A 16,901-nucleotide genomic window follows, 5' to 3' on the forward strand; every position below is an offset into this window, starting at 1 on the left:
GCTATTCTGTTCATTTGTTTTGCAAATCTAAATGAATTTATTTGATATTAAAAAATAATTCGTGTAAATAATTTGAAAATAATTTTTTAATATACTGATGTTTAGTGTTTTGAATTAGTTTGTTCTAATGCGCTTTTTAAATCATTTTTTAAATCCTCAACATTTTCTAATCCAATTGATAAACGAATCAAATCTGGAAAAACACCAGTCTGTACTTGGTCTTCTGCTGATAATTGTTGATGCGTGGTACTTGCTGGGTGAATAATGAGTGATTTTGTATCGCCGATATTGGCTAGTAAAGAAAAAAGCTGAGTTGAATCCGTAAACTTCTTAGCAGCTTCAAAGCCTCCTTTTAATCCAAAAGTAACAAGACCACTTTGGCCATTGGTTAAGTATTTTTGACTAAGCTCGTGATAATTACTTGAAGGAAGACCAGGGTAATTTACCCATTCTACACCTTCTTGATTTTGTAGCCATTTAGCAATATGTAACGCATTTTCGGAGTGTTTTTTTATTCGAATAGGTAAAGTTTCTAATCCTTGAATAATATGAAATGCGTTGAAAGGACTTATTGCCGCTCCCAAGTCACGTAATCCTTCAACTCTTAATTTCACTAAAAATGCTGCGGCTTTAAATGTTTCAAAAAATTTTAATCCGTGATATCCTTTTGAAGGTTCAGTAATTTCAGGAAAATTACCATTGCCCCAATCAAAATTTCCGGCATCAACAACAGCACCGCCAAGTGAGTTTCCCTGACCACCAATATATTTGGTTAACGAATGAATGACTAAATTGGCGCCATAGTCAATTGGTTGTATTAAATAAGGTGTTGCTATTGTATTGTCCACAATCAGTGGTATTTTATATTTTTGAGCAATTTTAGCAACTTTCTCAATATCAATAATATCTAGTTTAGGATTCCCAATTGATTCGATAAAAATGACTTTTGTATTTTCATTAATATTTTTTTCTATTTCTTCACTTTGGTTGGCGTTTACAAAAGAGGATTTGATTCCATAACGGGGTAAGGTGACATTCAAAAGGTTAAAGGTTCCACCGTAGAGGCTATTGGAGGCAAGAATGTGATCGCCGTTTTTAAGTAAAGTTAACAAGGTCGAAGATATTGCAGCTGTTCCCGAGGCAAAAGTTACACTTCCAATTCCACCCTCTATGGCTGCTAAGCGTTTCTCGAGGATATCGTTTGTAGGATTATTTAAGCGAGAATAAATGTAGCCAAACTCTTTTAATCCAAAAAGATTTGCAGCATGATCGGTGTCGTTAAAGACGTATGAGGTTGTCTGATAAATGGGAACTGCTCTTGTTCCTTCTGTTAAATTTGTTTCGTGTCCAGCATGTAAAGCGGAGGTCGTTTTATCTATCGTTTTCATTTTTGGTTTATTTTTTTGTTTAATTCGATAAAAAAAAGTCCCTTCAGTTATGTATTACCGAAGGGACTTGAAAATGTGTTTTGCTTTTCTCAATCTGGGTAATACCTTATCCTGATGCGCATAGTCATGCACATTGTATTTTTACAACAACACATTTTATTTATCCTTTTTACACTCATTTCAATTCAAAAAAAAAGTCCTTCGCAAATGCAAAGGACTTCAAGTTCTATTTATGTTAAAACAATAGCTATGCCTTTACGTAATTTTCATTACCCATCATACAGCACATCATTGTTATTTTGTTTTTCATAGGAGGCAAACTTAGTAAATAAATGATTTAAATAACAACAGTTTGATAATTAAAAATCACTTATCCCCATTTTCACCATTTTTTTAACGGAATTTATTTTGCTCCCCATATCCCTTCCGCAGTATAAGGTCCCCCTTCAAATTCCCAAAATTTACCATCGATAAAGCGATGACTTAGGTTGATATCATCAATTTCTTTAATCTCTTCATTTGATAATTCAACAGCGGTAGCGTTAAAATTTTGAGCAATTCGTTTTTTATTGGTGGATTTTGGAATGACAGATATATTTCTTGCCATATTCCAAGCTAACGCAATTTGAGCAGGTGAGCAGTTTTTTTCTTCAGCAAGCTTTAAAATTGTTTGGTTTTCTAAAATACTAATGCTTTTTTCTGCATTTCCACCTGAGCCAATTGGTGCATAAGCTGTAAGGTGAATTCCCTTTTGGTTACTATATTCAAGGAGTTCATTTTGAGGTAGAAGAGGGTGGATTTCTACTTGATTCACTTCTGGTTTATGGTTGGATTTATCCCATAAATTTTCTAAATCCTTTGTATTAAAATTACTGACCCCAATGTGACGCGTTAAACCTTCATTTAAGACACTCTCCATTCCTTTCCAAGTTTCGGAAATTGGCAGTTCTGATAAAGGAATAAAATCATCACCTTTTGAGGGCATTACAATGTCGTGTTTCAAAGCCACAGGCCAATGTACAAGATATAAGTCCAAATAATCTAGTTTTAAATCCTCAAGTGTTTTTTTTAGAGCAGGTAAAACATTTTCTTGGCCGTGCGAATTATTCCATAATTTAGACGTTACCCATAAGTTCTCTCGTTTAACAATTCCTTGTTTTATAGCTTCTTGAATGGCATCACCAACTTCCGATTCATTTCCATAAATTGCGGCGCAATCAATATGTCTGTATCCTTCTTTAATTGCAGTAAGAACAGCGTCGTATACTTCATTTGGTTGAGATCTAAAAGTTCCTAAGCCGAGAATAGGCATCTCGTCGTGATTTTTAAATTTTATCGTTTTCATGTTTATCTTTTTTCTTTTTTATACAAAATTAGTGTGGCAAAACAACCGATTAATACAAGGATACTTCCCACCCAAGGTGTAGCCCCAATTCCTAGTAATGATTCAACCGTCATTCCACCAATTGTAGCACCAATAGCAATTCCGATATTGAAAGCCGCAATATTAAGTGCTGACGCAACATCTTCGGTTCCTGGTACATATTTCTCAGCCATTTTAACAATGTAGAGCTGCAAGGCAGGTACATTTGCAAAAGCTAAGATGCCCATTAAAAATAAAGTACCAATGGTGGGAATTTTATAAGGACTAGTGAAATAAAATAAGAATAATACGCAGGCTTGCAAGAAAAACATTATAATTAAAGCTTTTCCTGGCTTTTTATTTGAAACGTTCCCACCAATTATATTCCCTATAGCAATGGCTATTCCGTAGACCAGTAATAAAAGGCTTGTCATTCCCTGGCTAAATCCTGTTACTCCCTCTAAAAGAGGAGATAAATAAGTAAATGTAACAAATGTACCTCCATACCCCAATGCGGTGATCGTAAGTACTAAGAGTACTGATTTATTTTTAATGACTCTTAGTTGATCTTTTAATTTTAATGGAGTTGGCTTTGGTAGGTTGTTCGGAATCAAAATATAACTTGATACGGCACCAATAATCCCTAATAAAGCTACGCCAATAAATGTTGCACGCCATCCGTAATGTTGCCCAATTAAAGTTCCTAATGGTACACCGGAAACTATTGCGATGGTTAAACCTGCAAACATGATAGAAATTGCAGTTGCTCTTTTATGTTCAGGGACTAGATTTGCAGCTGTTGTTGCACCAATTGAAAAGAATACACCATGTGAAAATCCAGTAATAATTCGGGCGAAAATTAAGAGATAAAAATTAGAGGCTAAGGCGGCTAAAATATTTCCGAGAATGAAAACTAACATCACATTAACCAATAGTTTTTTTCTTGGAATTTTACCTGTTAGAGCAGTTAAAATTGGAGCCCCAATAGCCACTCCAACAGCATATAAACTGACTAAAAGTCCGGCCATTGAAACAGAGATTTCAAGATCATTGGCAACTGTGGATAGTAACCCTACAATCACAAATTCCGTTGTACCAATTCCAAAAGCACTAATGGATAATGCTAATAAAGAAGTCGGTATTCCTAAAATGGAACTTTGTGCTGACGCCATCTTAATTGTTTATTATGAGTTTAACAGCCTCCTGCGCAGTCAATTTTGCAGAAGCAGGATTTTGTCCGGTTACTAAGCGTTCATCAACACTAACTTGTTCTTTCCATAGATCTGTTTTTACTATGATTGCACCTCTTTCTATTAAGGTTGTTTCTAATAAAAAAGGAACAACTTTGGTAAGTTCAACCGCTTCTTCTTCCTCATTGGTAAAGGCACTTACGTTTTTTCCATCCACCAAATATGAACCATCCGAAAGTTTAATATTCACTAAAGCCGAAGGTCCATGACATACAGCGGCTATAACACCATTGTTTTCATATATTTTGGTCGCTATTTTGGATAATTTTTTGTTTTTTGGAAAATCCCACATCGTACCATGACCACCGGCATAATAAATTATGTCATAATCTAATGGCTGAATATCGTCAGGTTTTTTTGTTGCCTGTAATTTGGATTGAAAAGCTTCATTTTCCCAGTATTTTTTATTGATAGGATCTGTTAAATCAAAACCGTCAACTGGTGGAGTTCCTCCTTGGGGACTCACAAAAGTAATTTCAAAATTTGCTGCTTCAAATACCTCATAGGCATGCGTAACTTCGCTTAAGTAATAACCGGTCTCTTTACCTGTATTACCAAGTTTTTTATGGCTAGAAAGTACCATTAACACTTGCGTTTTTTCTTGCTGACCGAAACTATGTATCGATCCAATTCCTATAATGGATAGGATTAAAAATAATCTTTTCATCGTTTTTCATTTTAAATTCGAGGACAAAGATCGTGGATGATAAAACGCTGTGCGAGGATGTAAATCACATATTTTTTGTGACCTATATCACACCTAAAGTTTAAATCGACTGAGCGTTTCTCTTGAAACACCGAGATACGCTGCAATTAGTTTTTTTGGAACGCGCTGAATTAAATGAGGTAATTTTTCCTCCAGAGCATGATAACGTTCTTCAGCTGTTTGAGTCAATAAGGATAATATTCTTTTTTGTAAACTCACGAATCCATTGTTGGATTTTAGACGAAAAAAATTGGCTATAGCTGGAACTTCCTTGCAGATTATTTCACGGCTTTCGAGCGACAATGCAAAAAATTCGGAATCTTCAATGCAATCAACATATATGGAAGCAGGTTGTTGATTTTGGAAGGCATTATAATCGCTTACCCAATACTGCTCCAAGGCAAACTGCAAAATATGTTCGTTGCCTTTTTCATCAATGGCGTAAGATTTTAACAGTCCTTTTATAATCCAGTATTCATGTTCTACCTGCTGACCGGTTTGAATAAGAAATTGCCTCTTTTTTAATTTTTTGTCTTTGAAATGCGGTCGAATAAAATCCCATTCCTCATCTGTTAATTCGACGAGTTCTTCAAAATGTCTTCTTAAGAGCTGGTAATTATCATTCATGGTCTAAAACTAAACGAATTTTCATTGTTTCTTAGTTGAGCGTGTTAAAGTAGTTACTGCCCTTTTAGAAATCAAATGTTTAACTGTTAAATACTTGTTAAGACATTGGATTGTACGAAATGAGGTAAATTGAAAGGACTATACGGAGCGGTACGATTTTTATTTTCTTTCAGCCTTCGTAATAGGTAATTTGACCTGTTAAATTGATTACTGGCACATGTCGGATCTTTCAATCTTACAACTGTTTTGAATCATATGAATTGCACATTTTAAATGCAGTTAAAGCATGAACATCGTATACCATTGATTAATGAGCACTTGTTTATGATTATTTCTGAACTTTATCTCTTTAAAAAGAAATAAAGTTTATTACTTTTAGTCAACCGTCAGGCTGTCTAATAACCTAATTTTGACCATTTGATAGTTGGACAGGTACCTTGGAAAATTTTGAAATAGCCAATTCTCAAGGACTTAATTTTACTTATTAGACAGCCTGCCGTTGTATGGCATTTAAAAAATAACATGAAGAATATTTTAGTAACAGCATTACTCTTATTGAGTTTTAACTTATATGCACAAGATGAGATTTCACTGTTTAATTCAGATGGTGAGGCAACCGCGTACATTGATACGGAAGACGATGATTTAACAATTTATCTTTGGGGAGGAAAGCCTGTCGCGTATCTCTACAAGAAAAGCGGAGAGTTTCACGTCTACGGATTTAATGGAACTCATTTAGGTTGGTTCATTGACGGTATTATTAGAGATCATGATGGAGATGCAGTTGGAGCAACGGAAGATGCTACTTCTATGTACACGCAATATGAACCTTATAAAGGATACAAAGAATACAAACCATACAAGAGTTATCGGGAATACGCTCCGTATAAACCCTATTTGAGCAGTTCTTGGAGCTCAACAAATTTTAAAATATTCCTGCTTCAAGGTGTAGATGATTAAAAAAACAAAAGAATAACGCCATACAACAACACCTATACGCAATGCCCTTCGGGACACTGCGCATAGCCAAACCGATGGGTGTAATTTGGAAAACTTACCAATTTTTGGTATTTTTGAACAAATATTTGAATTATGAGTAAGAACACATCAATATCACTCGGAAATTATTTTGACCAATTTGTGAGCAGCCAAGTCTCTACTGGACGATACAAAAACGTAAGTGAAGTAATTAGAGCTGGACTGCGCCTTTTAGAAAACGAAGAAAGTAAAGTCATTGCTTTGAGAAATGCAATCCAAGAAGGAGTTGACAGTGGGATTGCACACGATTTTGACCCGGAAAAACATCTTCAGGAATTAAAAGCTAGACATAAAAAGAATGGCTAAATATGAACTGACCAACAAAGCAGTTGAAGATTTAACTGGAATTTGGGAATACACAATTGAAAAGTGGTCAGAACAACAAGCTGATAGATATTATAACTTGCTATTAGATAGCTGTCAAGACATTGCTAATAATCCTGATTTAGGAAAAAATTACGAGGGAATAACCAATGACTTATTCGGACTTAAAACAAGCCGGCATATAATTTTTTACCGAAAACGAATTAACCTACCCATTGAAATTACGAGAATTTTACACGGACAAATGGATTTAAAAAATAGAATAACCGAATAAAAAAACTACACACAACAAAGAACTGTGCTAAAAAACAATTAATTTTTCAATTAAATTACTTTTGAAACAGGTTGCATACTTCTATAGGTTTGGTCATATTTAACTCCTGATTTAGCAATTGCAAAGGCTTGTTTTAGTAATTTGTTACAAACTGCCTTTAACGCAAGTTTTTTACGCTTTCATTATGCTACTATTCTTTATTTCTAATCCCGACAAACTTTACGACACCCACAAAGTGAAGTACACCCCATGATATTAACCTTAACCGAATCGCTAACCAACGCAATAACTTACAGCTCGACTCAGGCGAACACCCAAAAAACTGATCTGATCAAAAATTTAAATTAATGTGCTATATTTACACAAAACCCAACCCAAAACGATTAATTAGATTATTAGCACAAGTAAATATTAAGGAATAAAAGCCATGACTTTTATTTGACCGTTTAGCAAATATTAAAATAATGGATAAAAAAAATTTCGCATACTGTGAATCATGTATTAACAAATCTTATTCAAATGATAAAGGTTTAATTTGTAGTATAACAAAAAATAAACCTGAATTTTCAAAAGAATGTGGTGATTTTGAATTCGACAAAAAAAATCATATTTATTCATATAATTCCATTGTGAATAATTCTATTCTCACAACTAGAAAAGATAGAATACTAAATTATCTAATAGACTCTGTCTCATTTATAATTATAGGTTGGTTTTTATCTCCAATCCTTATTTCCACAGTTGACATAAGCCCCTTCTTATTCCTTGGAATAATTATATTTATTTTGGCCTTCTATTATTTTTTAATGGAATTATTCTTTAATCAAACAATTGGGAAAATTGCCACGAAAACAATCGTAGTTAATGCTGAAAATTTTGAGAAACCAAATCGAATTCAAATACTGATACGCTCATTATTTAGACTGCCAATAATCAATACTCTTGATGTAATTTCTTTTATGTTAGGGTATAATTTACATGACAATGTATCGAAAACTCTTCTTGTAAAAGCAGACAAAAATTTGATTGAAAAAAGCAAAATCTTAATTGAATTGAATAAAACATTTGCTAACATGTTGTAAGCAAAATGGCGCACGATGACACTCGAGAGAATCGCCACTTAGTCTACAACCTATCCGTTAGGCATTATTAAAAAAATGGACGAATCAATTCATCGACTTATCAAGAATTACTCATCTGCTAGGACGAGTTGGGAGACCTGGTGTTTCTTAAATGATATAGACATGAAGAAAAGTTCAAAAGTCATACGGGAAATGTGTAGCAACAATGAATTGTTTTATCATTTCAGATATCTAGCATTAAAAGACGTACACATCGAACTTTATAAATTACTGAAAGAAGGTTGTTCCTCTAAAGACAATATTTTTAAATTTCTTCGAAATGATTCTAATGATCATTCTGAACTTCTTGAAGAGTTTAAAAAACTTGATCATGAAATTGAGGCAATCAAAAATGCACGGGATAAAATGTACGCTCACCTTGACCCTGACTTTAGTGATTTTATGACATCTTTTAAAGTGAATGACTTCTATATAGTATTTGATTTAATTGAAAAATCGATAATTGCATTAGGTTACGAAACGCAACTCTTGGATGCCCTTAAATTGATTCCATCTAGAAACGAGTTTGAATTAATAGAAAAATAAACAATACCTAACAAAGAACTGTACTAAAAAACAATTAATTTTTCAATTAAATTACTTTTGAAACAGGTTGCATACTTCTATAGGTTTGGTCATATTTAACTCCTGATTTAGCGATTGCAAAGGCTTGTTTTAAAGGAATATTCCAAATAGCCTTTATCGCAAGTTTTTTATGCTTTCATTGTGCTAGTATTCTTTAATTCTAATCCCGACAAACTTTACGACACCGACAATGTGAAGTGTAACTCCCTTAAATTATGCTTAACCGCACCGCTAACCAATGCAATAACTTACAGCTCGACTGAGGTGAATACCCAAAACCAATCTGATCAACAAATTAAATTAATGTGCTATATTTACACAAAACCCAACCCAAAATGATTAATTAAAACATTAATAGAGATTAATATAAGGGAATAAAAAGCATGACTTTTATTCTACCGTTGGGCATAATTTAAACGGAACGCATAAAAATGAAAAAACCTCTCGAAAATTGAGAGGTTTTGTATATCTTTCACTTAATTACGTTTCTGTAAAGAAAGAGGCTTGATTAAGCATTACAATACAAAATAAGTGAATTATTTTGTAATAGACAAATGAAAGTAAAAGAATATTGGAATATCAAAAATTAGAATACTATTTATCTCAACCAAGATTAGACCGATTTTTAATCGCTACTGGAAACTCAAAATCAAAAGCACAAAAGTTATATAGAATAAATTTGAGAGTTGCTCAATCGTTTTATCCTGTTTTAAATCTTTTCGAAATATTTTTTAGAAACATTTGTAGCCTGTTCCTTTTTGTAGCCTTCCCGAAAAATCAGACAGTTAAAAAGTTAGTTAAATAGATTAAATTTAAACTGTTGATTATGAAAAAGTCAAGATTTACAGAGAGTCAGATTATTCGTATTTTGAAGGAGTACGAAGCTGGAAAATCGGCAAAGGATCTATGTCGTGAAAATGGCATCAGTGATGCTACATTCTACAACTGGAAAAAGAAATATGGTGGTATGGATACTGCCCAGCTCAAGAAGCTCAAAGAGCTTGAGGAAGAAAACAAACGTTTAAAGCGCATGTTTGCTGATCTGAGTCTGGATCACGAACTTTTAAAGGAAGTACTTGAAAAAAAGTTCTAAAGCCTTCACAACGCAAAGAAAGAGCAGCGTTTTTAATTGAGCAGAAAGGGATATCTGTTGGGAAGGCTTGTCGAGTCGTTAATTTACATCGTTCAATGTGGTATTACACTTCAAAAAAAGATGATAGTGTGATCGAAGAAAAACTTCAAGAACTAGCAGATCAGTTACCTCACAGAGGTATAGATGAGTATTATGGCCGGTTAAAGAACCAGGGGTATCCGTGGGGTAGAAAACGAGTTCTGAGAGTGTATCGTAATCTGGGGTTGCAATTGCGTAGAAAACGCAAAAGAAGGCTTGCAAGTGGGCTAAAAGCACCTTTAACACTTCCTATACAATCGAATGTGGTTTGGAGCATGGATTTTATGCATGACGTTTTAGAAAATGGACGAAAGTTCAGAGTTTTGAATGTAATCGATGATTTTAATCGTGAAGCGCTAGCCGTGGAATCTGAATATAGTTTTCCATCGGTAAAAGTAATACAGGTAATGGAACGACTCATTGAGTTTAAAGGGAAGCCTGATGTAATAAGAACAGATAATGGAAGTGAATTCATTGCTGGCGTATTCAAGTCTTGGTGCGAAAAAAATGGCATTGAAAACAAATATATACAACCTGGAAAACCAATGCAAAATGCATATGTAGAGAGGTTTAACAGGCATTATCGTGAAGATGTACTTGATGCTTACATCTTTGAAAACATTCATGATGTCAGACAAATCTCAGAAGATTGGAGAAACGATTACAATCAGTATCATCCACATAAATCATTGTTGGGAATGAGTCCAATTCAATTCAAAAAGAAAAAATTAGGGGCTAGCCCCTAAGGATTTATTGATAGATAATCTCTATTATTACACTGTCTGAAAAAGGAACAGGCTACATTTTTCGGGAAGGCTACACGAACACCAAAAAAAATAATCTACTCAACAAATTAAATTAATGTGCTATATTTACACAAAACCCAACCCAAAACGATTAATTAAAACACTAATACAAGTAAATATTAAGGAATAAAAGCCATGTCTTTTATTTGACCGTTATGAGTAATAACATAAATACAAAAAAAGTAAAACTATGGGACTATTCGATTTTCTGAAGAAAGAGAAAAAAACAAATGAATCAAGCTCTAAAAGCCAAAGCAATAAAGCTCAAAACAACTTTATTACTAACATCACAGATTTTGGTTTCGAGGATTTCGAATTAGGAATATCTGGCAAAGTTCGAGTAGATGGAATTCTTGCAATTGCTGAATTACAAAAAAGAGCCGAAAATAAAGGAGTACAATTCTCTTATTCAGTTATGTATGTCAGTTTACTTGAGGAAGGAGCTTTAACAGTGCCTGTTGTAATAAATTTTGGAGAAGAGGCCTATACATTGTACTTTATTTACAACGAAGATGATTTGCTGAAATACAAAGACTTACAAGAGCATGTAGGTAAGACCAAATATCCTAATTTAATTTATTTTAGTTCTATACCTATTTATGAAGGATACGAACCGAAAAAAATCATTGAACCTTTTCAATTAGCTGATATGAGAATTGAAAAAGAACCTAAAGTTAATGGTACTTATGCCATGTGGTGGTCTAACAAAGGACAAGAAAAATTTGCAAATTCTGAAACTCTGAATTTATTAACGAAGCTCTATGATGTATTCAAAGGATATGAAAGTTATCTAGTTGGATATCTACTTCGTCAAACCAGAATAACAGAAGAAAAAGAACTCCAAAGAATGAACCTTCCTGAAACATCTAAAAATTTTGTTATTCTGGGACCTGAAAATAAATTGATAATATTAGATATATCTCAAGAAAAAGGTATCAGGTTTCTCTTTCCTATTGAAGATACTTCAAAAGAGTATCGAGAACGCTTTTTAAAAGGTGTATTGGTTGACTTCTTATCAACTCGACTATACTTACAAAAGAATGAATTAGAGGAAGATGAACCTAAAGAACCTAATAGTTATGATTGGTTTACTTTCATGTCTAAAGTAACAGTCGAACAGGAAGGTAAAGGGGAAAATATAGAATTGGTTGGTGGAATGAAACTAGATTAAAACTACTCACAACAATACCTATACGCAATACTACGCATAGTCAAACCGTTGTGCTATTATTCTTTAATTCTCATCCCGACAAACTTTACGACACCGACAATGTGACGTGCAACTCCCTAGAATTACGCTTAACCGAACCGCTAACCAATGCAATAACTAACAGCTCGACTCAGGTGAACACCTAAAAAACTGATCTGATCAACAAATTAAATTAATGTGCTATATTTACACAAAACCCAACCCAAAATGATTAATTAGATTATTAGCACAAGTAAATATTAAGGAATAAAAGCCATGACTTTTATTTGACCGTTAGGTTTAATTGACAAGATGACTAAGTATACCATATTTTTAACGACTCTATTGTTTTTCTCGTGTTCTGATGGAGTTTTGAGAGGTTACGAAGAAACTTCGGATGACCAAAAAACATACCTTGTAATTGAAGAAGATAAAGGTGGCGGAATAATTTCAGAAGTATATGTTGACAATGAATTGTGGTCATATGGTGTAGGAGAAAAAGGAGTAATAGAACCCGGACAACATTCAATTGGGAGATCTGCCGAAGACTGTTATATAGAGTTTACCGTTAAAAGCGAAACTGTGTTTCATTTTGATTATTGGGGACCATAATAGAATAAGCCCATCACGAATGAACAAATTTGAAAAATATCTAGCTGAACTTAATGAATTCACAGATTCTATTGATTTCGAATCCAACGATCTAGAAGAAATCAAAAAATTTGTTCCTATCGTCAGCAAAATCCTTGGTGTCGAATCATTATCAACATATGTCATGAACGTTGATACTGAAAATTTAGTTCTAACTCGTTGCCGAAAAAATAAAGGGAGGGGTATCTTATATGAAAACACGGCAGAGTTGAATTATCCAAAGGCGGAATATGTAAACCTGCATGGCAGAGCGAATGTTTGGAACCAGTCAAGATTTTATGCTTCAGACCGCCCAGGAACTTCGCTTTATGAGGTTAGACCAAATAATGATTGGATTTCTTCTATTGACTTGAGAATAACTAAACCTAGCTTAAAAATGTTAGCTGTAAATCCAAACTCGAAATATCTGCTAAAAACTCAGACAAATTTCACTGATGCTGAAAAGGCTTTTAATAAGTATCTCAGTGAGAGGTTTATGGCACAAATTCCACCAGAAAAACACTTTCTTTATTTGCCGTCAGCAATTCTTACAAACTTACTTATTCAAGATGTTGATGGAATCGTTTTTCCCTCTGTCGCGTCAAATTTAAAAGGCGAAAATTTTGTATTGAAACCTGAATTAATAGATAAATATTCACAAATTATTGAAACCAGAGTACAAGAAACATATAGACATAAATCACCATTCGAATTCAAAACTAAATGTCTATATGTTTCAAACGAATTTAGTAGAAGTGGGGAAATCATATGGAAACCCTTGAATTGCAATGGACATAAAATTGATGAAAGTATATACCATTAAAACTAAACCTAACAAAAAGTAAAATTTACAGCATAGCTGTTCGGCATAAATGCCTAATTTTACTTAGCCGTTGTAAGCAATTGAAAATTCACATTATTAATAAATTCAAAACTTTAAACAAATGAAAAATCTATTATTAGTATCAATCTTTCTGAGCCTGACACTTAATGCTGTTAGTCAGATACAGGCAATTACAGAAAACGGAGATACAATTACAGTATTTGAAAACGGTACCTGGGAAAAAACAAAGTATGCAAAAGAAATAACTTACATTAACTCAACAGTGAAAGCAACAGTAGAAGTTGACGAATTTGAAAAGACAAAGAAAATTACAACTGAAAGATGGTCAAGGTTTGGTGTAAATAATGTTTCGGAAACTATTAGTGGTTATCTTTTTAGAGTTGATGACTTAACAGTCTTTTCAATCACATATTCGGGTGATTTAGGTTGTTTATCAGAGTATAGTACTACGATGAAAGTTAAATTAACAAATGGTAATGTCATAGAGTTCGCTCAAATAAGTGATACTGAATGTGGTGATAATGAAACTGCAAGATTTATTCCTTTAACAAGAGACCAACTAAAAGACGAAAGTTTTCAATCAATTTTAGACGAAAATATAGAGCAACTTAAACAGTTTGATTGGGAAACGATTAGAATTAATGGTAGCGAATACTATACGGACATTTCTCCTAAGAAATCAGGGAAAGTACCAAATCCTGAACAATTTTTCAGACAACATATAATAGCCGCGGATAATCAATAACTGAATACAACAAAGTATATAAAACATAAGGTTGTCAGTGGTTTACGAAATGTTTGTACATTTAATCAGGTCCGCCAAATCTGCGATTTGACGGTTTTGTTAAATATTTTAAATTTGTGTCAAAACGCAAATTTGGCTACGTGCAAACATGATAGGAAAGTGCTTCAAATCCCGTACGTTTTATATACGTAGCCGTTAGCCTACATATGAAACCAACAATAAATGAATAAAGGACAAATTCAAATAGGACAATTTCTCAGAGTCTTTTCTGAAACACTTGGATTGAAGAAAACAGCTCTTCTAAGTTTGTCGAGTTTTGAGAGTGTGGATAAGGAACAAATGCAATTTGACGAAACACTAGCTGAACTAAACAAGGAATACGAGAAAAAATTTGATATGGTTTTCGCTGATTTACCTTTTGGTATGAGACGAGAACCATTTATTTATGATGAAAATAGAAAAGTAAATCAGAGTTGGAACATTCTCACAAAAGGACTTGAGAAAATAAATCCCAATGGAACTCTATTCGCAGTTATTGAACCTGCTGTTTATTTTTCAAAACAAGGAAAGGATTTTCTTGTAGCACTTGAAACCAAAGGTTATTTCGCCAATTTATTTCTAAATGCACCTGAAAAGCTTTATCAACCAAAAACAGCATTTAATCCAATTATCATTGGCTTTCAAAATCATAAAACGGATACACTATTTATTGCAGAAATTGACAATGAAAACCCCTTGTTAATTGCAAATAACTTTAAGGAAAAAAAAGGTGACAATATTCAAAATGGTAAGTGGGTTGACCGTAAAACATTTGTAACATTTCAGAAAGCAAAAATCGAAAATGAAATTGGTGGACTTCAAACTCAATACAAGGATTACAGACATTATCGACTTTCAGAAGTTGCCATATGCATTAATTTAACAAGAGAGAGTTTTAACGACTTGCCAAACTCAGTTTATATACCCAAAATAGGGACTTCTAAGGTTGTTTCGTCTATCAATGACATACGAATTAAACACCAAAATATTTTCCAAATTCAACTTGACCCTGAATTGGTTCTATCAGAGTATTTGGCTCTTTTCTACGAATCTGATTTAGGACAATTAATCCTTAGTTCATTAAGCACAGGCTCTTTCATACCAAACATTACGAAGAGTAACATTGAAGACAGTCAACTTGCCATTCCGCCTATTGCAGAACAGAAAATATTGATTCATACAAACCAAAAATTAAAAGAGCTTCAAGATACAGTAAATGAATTAAAAAGTGAATTAAGTCTTAACCCAAAAAGTGCGAATACAATATTAGAAAAGTTTGATTCGATTGTGAGTCCATTAAAGAAACTTAGTTCTGAGGACGAAATTCTTTCACTAATTAGAAAAGGAGAAAACAAAAAGTCCGAATTCAAGCAAACGTTTTCTAAAAACGTTCACACTTCAAAAAAGGACAAGGAAATTGAAAAATCTTCATTAAAGAACATAGTCGGATTTTTAAATGCAGAAGGTGGAACACTCTTAATCGGAGTTGCTGACAATGGAGAAATTACAGGTGTTGAAGATGACTTTTTCAAATCAAATGATAAGTATCTATTGAATTTTAAAAATGCACTAAACACTAAAATTGGCTCAGAATTTTATCCACTAATTGACTTTGACTTATTCCAAGTTTTGGACAAGCACGTTTTGCGTGTCACCTGTAAACCTTCAAAAAAGGCTTGTTTCTATGACGGAAATGAATTTTACGTTAGGACAAACCCTGCAACCGATAAATTAGAAGGACGACAACTGATTGAATATGTAAAAAGAAGATTTAAAGAATAAAATACGTGTGGTAACAATGTATATAAAAAATAGGCGAAATAGCAGTAAAATCAAGACTTTTGACTCGTTTCAAACTTTGGACTTAACTGAAAGTTTAGTGCTTCGAAACCGACTACTATTCTTACACTAACCGCACATAACAACACACATTCAACCTGCAAATAACTCGCAAGCGCTAATTAAGGCAATGCCATTCCTTCACTATTTTTACTGTTTTTACAGCATTGAGGCGGCGTGAGCTAAATGGGTAGAAATTAATTTGCCGCTTCCTTTTCTGTAGGTGAAGAACTAATTACGGCTTTAATTATAGCATTTTTATAGTCATTCATTTGATCAAAATCATTCGGTGATAGGGTGAGTTGTTGGTAGGTGAAGGAAAGGTTTTCTTGTGGGAAAATTAAGATGGTTTCGCCAAAACGTAGGTCAAATAATTTCATATTGATCATTAGGGTTGAAAATCCGTCGGGGCTTGAATTAAATACCCAATCATAGGTCGTGTTTTTAAGGGTAAAAATTCCTTGAGCAGTGAGGTAGGGGTAGTTTCTGGAATCAACAAGGGTATTTTCATCAATTTCAGGCGAATTATGCACCAGGATTAAAGAGAGTTTATAGTTGATTGTATCTGCGTCAATGTGCTCAAAGTCGCCGATACTTATTCCTTTAAAAAAGCGTCCGTTTGTATCTATTTCGATGGGAGTTGAAGCGACAGAATAATCGTAGTTTGTTACGGGAAACGGAGATTTATTGAGGGGATAGGCTTCAAAAATTGATTTAAAATTTTGATAAGTTTCAATGTCTTGCGCAAATAAGGTTTTATCCCATAAGGTTGAGTCAACTTGATTTTGGGCGTGTTCTTTTAATTTTTCCGGGGTCCATTTTTTGGTTAAGATGGATTTAGGTTGAGATTTTTCGGTGCTGTTTGTGCAAGCAAGCGTAAAGAGACCGAGGATCAGGTATAATAAATTTTTCATTGAGTTGAATTAGGTTCTAAAAATATGCAATTCATTTAAATGACAATT

Annotated in this window: 17 protein-coding genes; 11 read left to right on the forward strand and 6 right to left on the reverse strand. The window is 33.5% G+C overall.

What is annotated here, in order from left to right:
- Positions 1–101: 101 nt before the first annotated feature.
- From A8143_RS07430 to A8143_RS07450, 5 genes are all read right to left on the reverse strand, one after another.
- Positions 102–1,388 (reverse strand): O-acetylhomoserine aminocarboxypropyltransferase/cysteine synthase family protein, encoded by a 1,287-nt coding sequence (locus A8143_RS07430; RefSeq protein WP_066757862.1) that lies wholly within the window; start codon positions 1,386–1,388, stop codon positions 102–104.
- A 403-nt stretch (positions 1,389–1,791) separates the two neighbouring features.
- On the reverse strand, positions 1,792–2,733 hold the full coding sequence (locus tag A8143_RS07435; protein WP_066757866.1) for an aldo/keto reductase: 942 nt from the start codon (positions 2,731–2,733) through the stop codon (positions 1,792–1,794).
- A 2-nt stretch (positions 2,734–2,735) separates the two neighbouring features.
- Positions 2,736–3,923, reverse strand: a complete 1,188-nt coding sequence (locus tag A8143_RS07440) for an MFS transporter (RefSeq protein WP_066757869.1) — start codon at positions 3,921–3,923, stop codon at positions 2,736–2,738.
- 1 nt (position 3,924) lies between these two features.
- The gene (locus tag A8143_RS07445; protein WP_066757872.1) at positions 3,925–4,668 is read right to left on the reverse strand and encodes a type 1 glutamine amidotransferase domain-containing protein; all 744 of its coding nucleotides are present in this window, start codon (positions 4,666–4,668) and stop codon (positions 3,925–3,927) included.
- A gap of 93 nt (positions 4,669–4,761) precedes the next feature.
- Positions 4,762–5,334 (reverse strand): Crp/Fnr family transcriptional regulator, encoded by a 573-nt coding sequence (locus A8143_RS07450; protein ID WP_066757875.1) that lies wholly within the window; start codon positions 5,332–5,334, stop codon positions 4,762–4,764.
- 522 nt (positions 5,335–5,856) lie between these two features.
- Between A8143_RS07450 and A8143_RS07455 the strand changes: the two genes are divergently transcribed.
- The 11 genes from A8143_RS07455 (at position 5,857) to A8143_RS07515 (ending at position 15,882) form a co-directional block, all read left to right on the forward strand.
- Positions 5,857–6,294 carry a 4-fold beta flower protein gene (locus tag A8143_RS07455; RefSeq protein ID WP_066757878.1) on the forward strand — a complete coding sequence of 146 codons (438 nt, stop codon included), beginning with the start codon at positions 5,857–5,859 and terminating at the stop codon, positions 6,292–6,294.
- 132 nt (positions 6,295–6,426) lie between these two features.
- Positions 6,427–6,678 carry a type II toxin-antitoxin system ParD family antitoxin gene (locus tag A8143_RS07460; RefSeq protein WP_066757881.1) on the forward strand — a complete coding sequence of 84 codons (252 nt, stop codon included), beginning with the start codon at positions 6,427–6,429 and terminating at the stop codon, positions 6,676–6,678.
- Positions 6,671–6,970, forward strand: coding sequence for a type II toxin-antitoxin system RelE/ParE family toxin (locus A8143_RS07465; protein WP_066757883.1), 300 nt, complete (start codon positions 6,671–6,673; stop codon positions 6,968–6,970). The genes A8143_RS07460 and A8143_RS07465 overlap by 8 nt, the downstream gene beginning before the upstream one ends.
- A 464-nt stretch (positions 6,971–7,434) precedes the next feature.
- A complete protein-coding gene (locus A8143_RS07470; RefSeq protein ID WP_066757887.1) occupies positions 7,435–8,052 on the forward strand; it encodes an RDD family protein in 618 nt (205 codons plus the stop codon).
- A gap of 75 nt (positions 8,053–8,127) precedes the next feature.
- Entirely contained in the window at positions 8,128–8,637 is a 510-nt protein-coding gene (locus tag A8143_RS07475) for a hypothetical protein (protein WP_139134296.1), read from the forward strand.
- 865 nt (positions 8,638–9,502) lie between these two features.
- Positions 9,503–10,593 (forward strand): IS3 family transposase gene (locus tag A8143_RS07490; RefSeq protein WP_096348989.1). Its coding sequence is split into 2 segments (ribosomal slippage): positions 9,503–9,764 and positions 9,764–10,593, totalling 1,092 coding nucleotides; the frame shifts between segments, so codons are not numbered across the junction.
- Positions 10,594–10,843: 250 nt separating this feature from the next.
- On the forward strand, positions 10,844–11,824 hold the full coding sequence (locus tag A8143_RS07495) for a hypothetical protein (RefSeq protein ID WP_066757897.1): 981 nt from the start codon (positions 10,844–10,846) through the stop codon (positions 11,822–11,824).
- A 330-nt stretch (positions 11,825–12,154) separates the two neighbouring features.
- The gene (locus A8143_RS07500; RefSeq protein WP_066757898.1) at positions 12,155–12,454 is read left to right on the forward strand and encodes a hypothetical protein; all 300 of its coding nucleotides are present in this window, start codon (positions 12,155–12,157) and stop codon (positions 12,452–12,454) included.
- Positions 12,455–12,473: 19 nt separating this feature from the next.
- Positions 12,474–13,295 carry an RES domain-containing protein gene (locus A8143_RS07505; RefSeq protein ID WP_066757899.1) on the forward strand — a complete coding sequence of 274 codons (822 nt, stop codon included), beginning with the start codon at positions 12,474–12,476 and terminating at the stop codon, positions 13,293–13,295.
- A gap of 121 nt (positions 13,296–13,416) precedes the next feature.
- Positions 13,417–14,061 (forward strand): hypothetical protein, encoded by a 645-nt coding sequence (locus A8143_RS07510; protein WP_066757900.1) that lies wholly within the window; start codon positions 13,417–13,419, stop codon positions 14,059–14,061.
- A gap of 222 nt (positions 14,062–14,283) precedes the next feature.
- Positions 14,284–15,882, forward strand: coding sequence for an RNA-binding domain-containing protein (locus A8143_RS07515; protein ID WP_066757901.1), 1,599 nt, complete (start codon positions 14,284–14,286; stop codon positions 15,880–15,882).
- A gap of 254 nt (positions 15,883–16,136) precedes the next feature.
- On the opposite strand, the gene A8143_RS07520 is transcribed toward A8143_RS07515, so the two are convergent.
- Positions 16,137–16,853: a hypothetical protein gene (locus tag A8143_RS07520; protein ID WP_066757904.1), complete on the reverse strand. Its 717-nt coding sequence runs from the start codon at positions 16,851–16,853 to the stop codon at positions 16,137–16,139.
- Positions 16,854–16,901: the final 48 nt, after the last annotated feature.

The organism is Crocinitomix algicola (assembly GCF_001661595.2).
GTDB classification, from domain to species: Bacteria; Bacteroidota; Bacteroidia; order Flavobacteriales_D; family Crocinitomicaceae; genus Crocinitomix; species Crocinitomix algicola.

Excerpts from the sequence above, each read along its gene's own strand:
- A8143_RS07430 (WP_066757862.1), bottom strand. The coding sequence starts at position 1,388 with ATGAAAACGATAGATAAAACGACCTCCGCTTTACATGCTGGACACGAA.
- A8143_RS07435 (WP_066757866.1), bottom strand. The coding sequence starts at position 2,733 with ATGAAAACGATAAAATTTAAAAATCACGACGAGATGCCTATTCTCGGC.
- A8143_RS07440 (WP_066757869.1), bottom strand. The coding sequence starts at position 3,923 with ATGGCGTCAGCACAAAGTTCCATTTTAGGAATACCGACTTCTTTATTA.
- A8143_RS07445 (WP_066757872.1), bottom strand. The coding sequence starts at position 4,668 with ATGAAAAGATTATTTTTAATCCTATCCATTATAGGAATTGGATCGATA.
- A8143_RS07450 (WP_066757875.1), bottom strand. The coding sequence starts at position 5,334 with ATGAATGATAATTACCAGCTCTTAAGAAGACATTTTGAAGAACTCGTC.
- A8143_RS07455 (WP_066757878.1), top strand. The coding sequence starts at position 5,857 with ATGAAGAATATTTTAGTAACAGCATTACTCTTATTGAGTTTTAACTTA.
- A8143_RS07460 (WP_066757881.1), top strand. The coding sequence starts at position 6,427 with ATGAGTAAGAACACATCAATATCACTCGGAAATTATTTTGACCAATTT.
- A8143_RS07465 (WP_066757883.1), top strand. The coding sequence starts at position 6,671 with ATGGCTAAATATGAACTGACCAACAAAGCAGTTGAAGATTTAACTGGA.
- A8143_RS07470 (WP_066757887.1), top strand. The coding sequence starts at position 7,435 with ATGGATAAAAAAAATTTCGCATACTGTGAATCATGTATTAACAAATCT.
- A8143_RS07475 (WP_139134296.1), top strand. The coding sequence starts at position 8,128 with ATGGACGAATCAATTCATCGACTTATCAAGAATTACTCATCTGCTAGG.
- A8143_RS07495 (WP_066757897.1), top strand. The coding sequence starts at position 10,844 with ATGGGACTATTCGATTTTCTGAAGAAAGAGAAAAAAACAAATGAATCA.
- A8143_RS07500 (WP_066757898.1), top strand. The coding sequence starts at position 12,155 with ATGACTAAGTATACCATATTTTTAACGACTCTATTGTTTTTCTCGTGT.
- A8143_RS07505 (WP_066757899.1), top strand. The coding sequence starts at position 12,474 with ATGAACAAATTTGAAAAATATCTAGCTGAACTTAATGAATTCACAGAT.
- A8143_RS07510 (WP_066757900.1), top strand. The coding sequence starts at position 13,417 with ATGAAAAATCTATTATTAGTATCAATCTTTCTGAGCCTGACACTTAAT.
- A8143_RS07515 (WP_066757901.1), top strand. The coding sequence starts at position 14,284 with ATGAATAAAGGACAAATTCAAATAGGACAATTTCTCAGAGTCTTTTCT.
- A8143_RS07520 (WP_066757904.1), bottom strand. The coding sequence starts at position 16,853 with ATGAAAAATTTATTATACCTGATCCTCGGTCTCTTTACGCTTGCTTGC.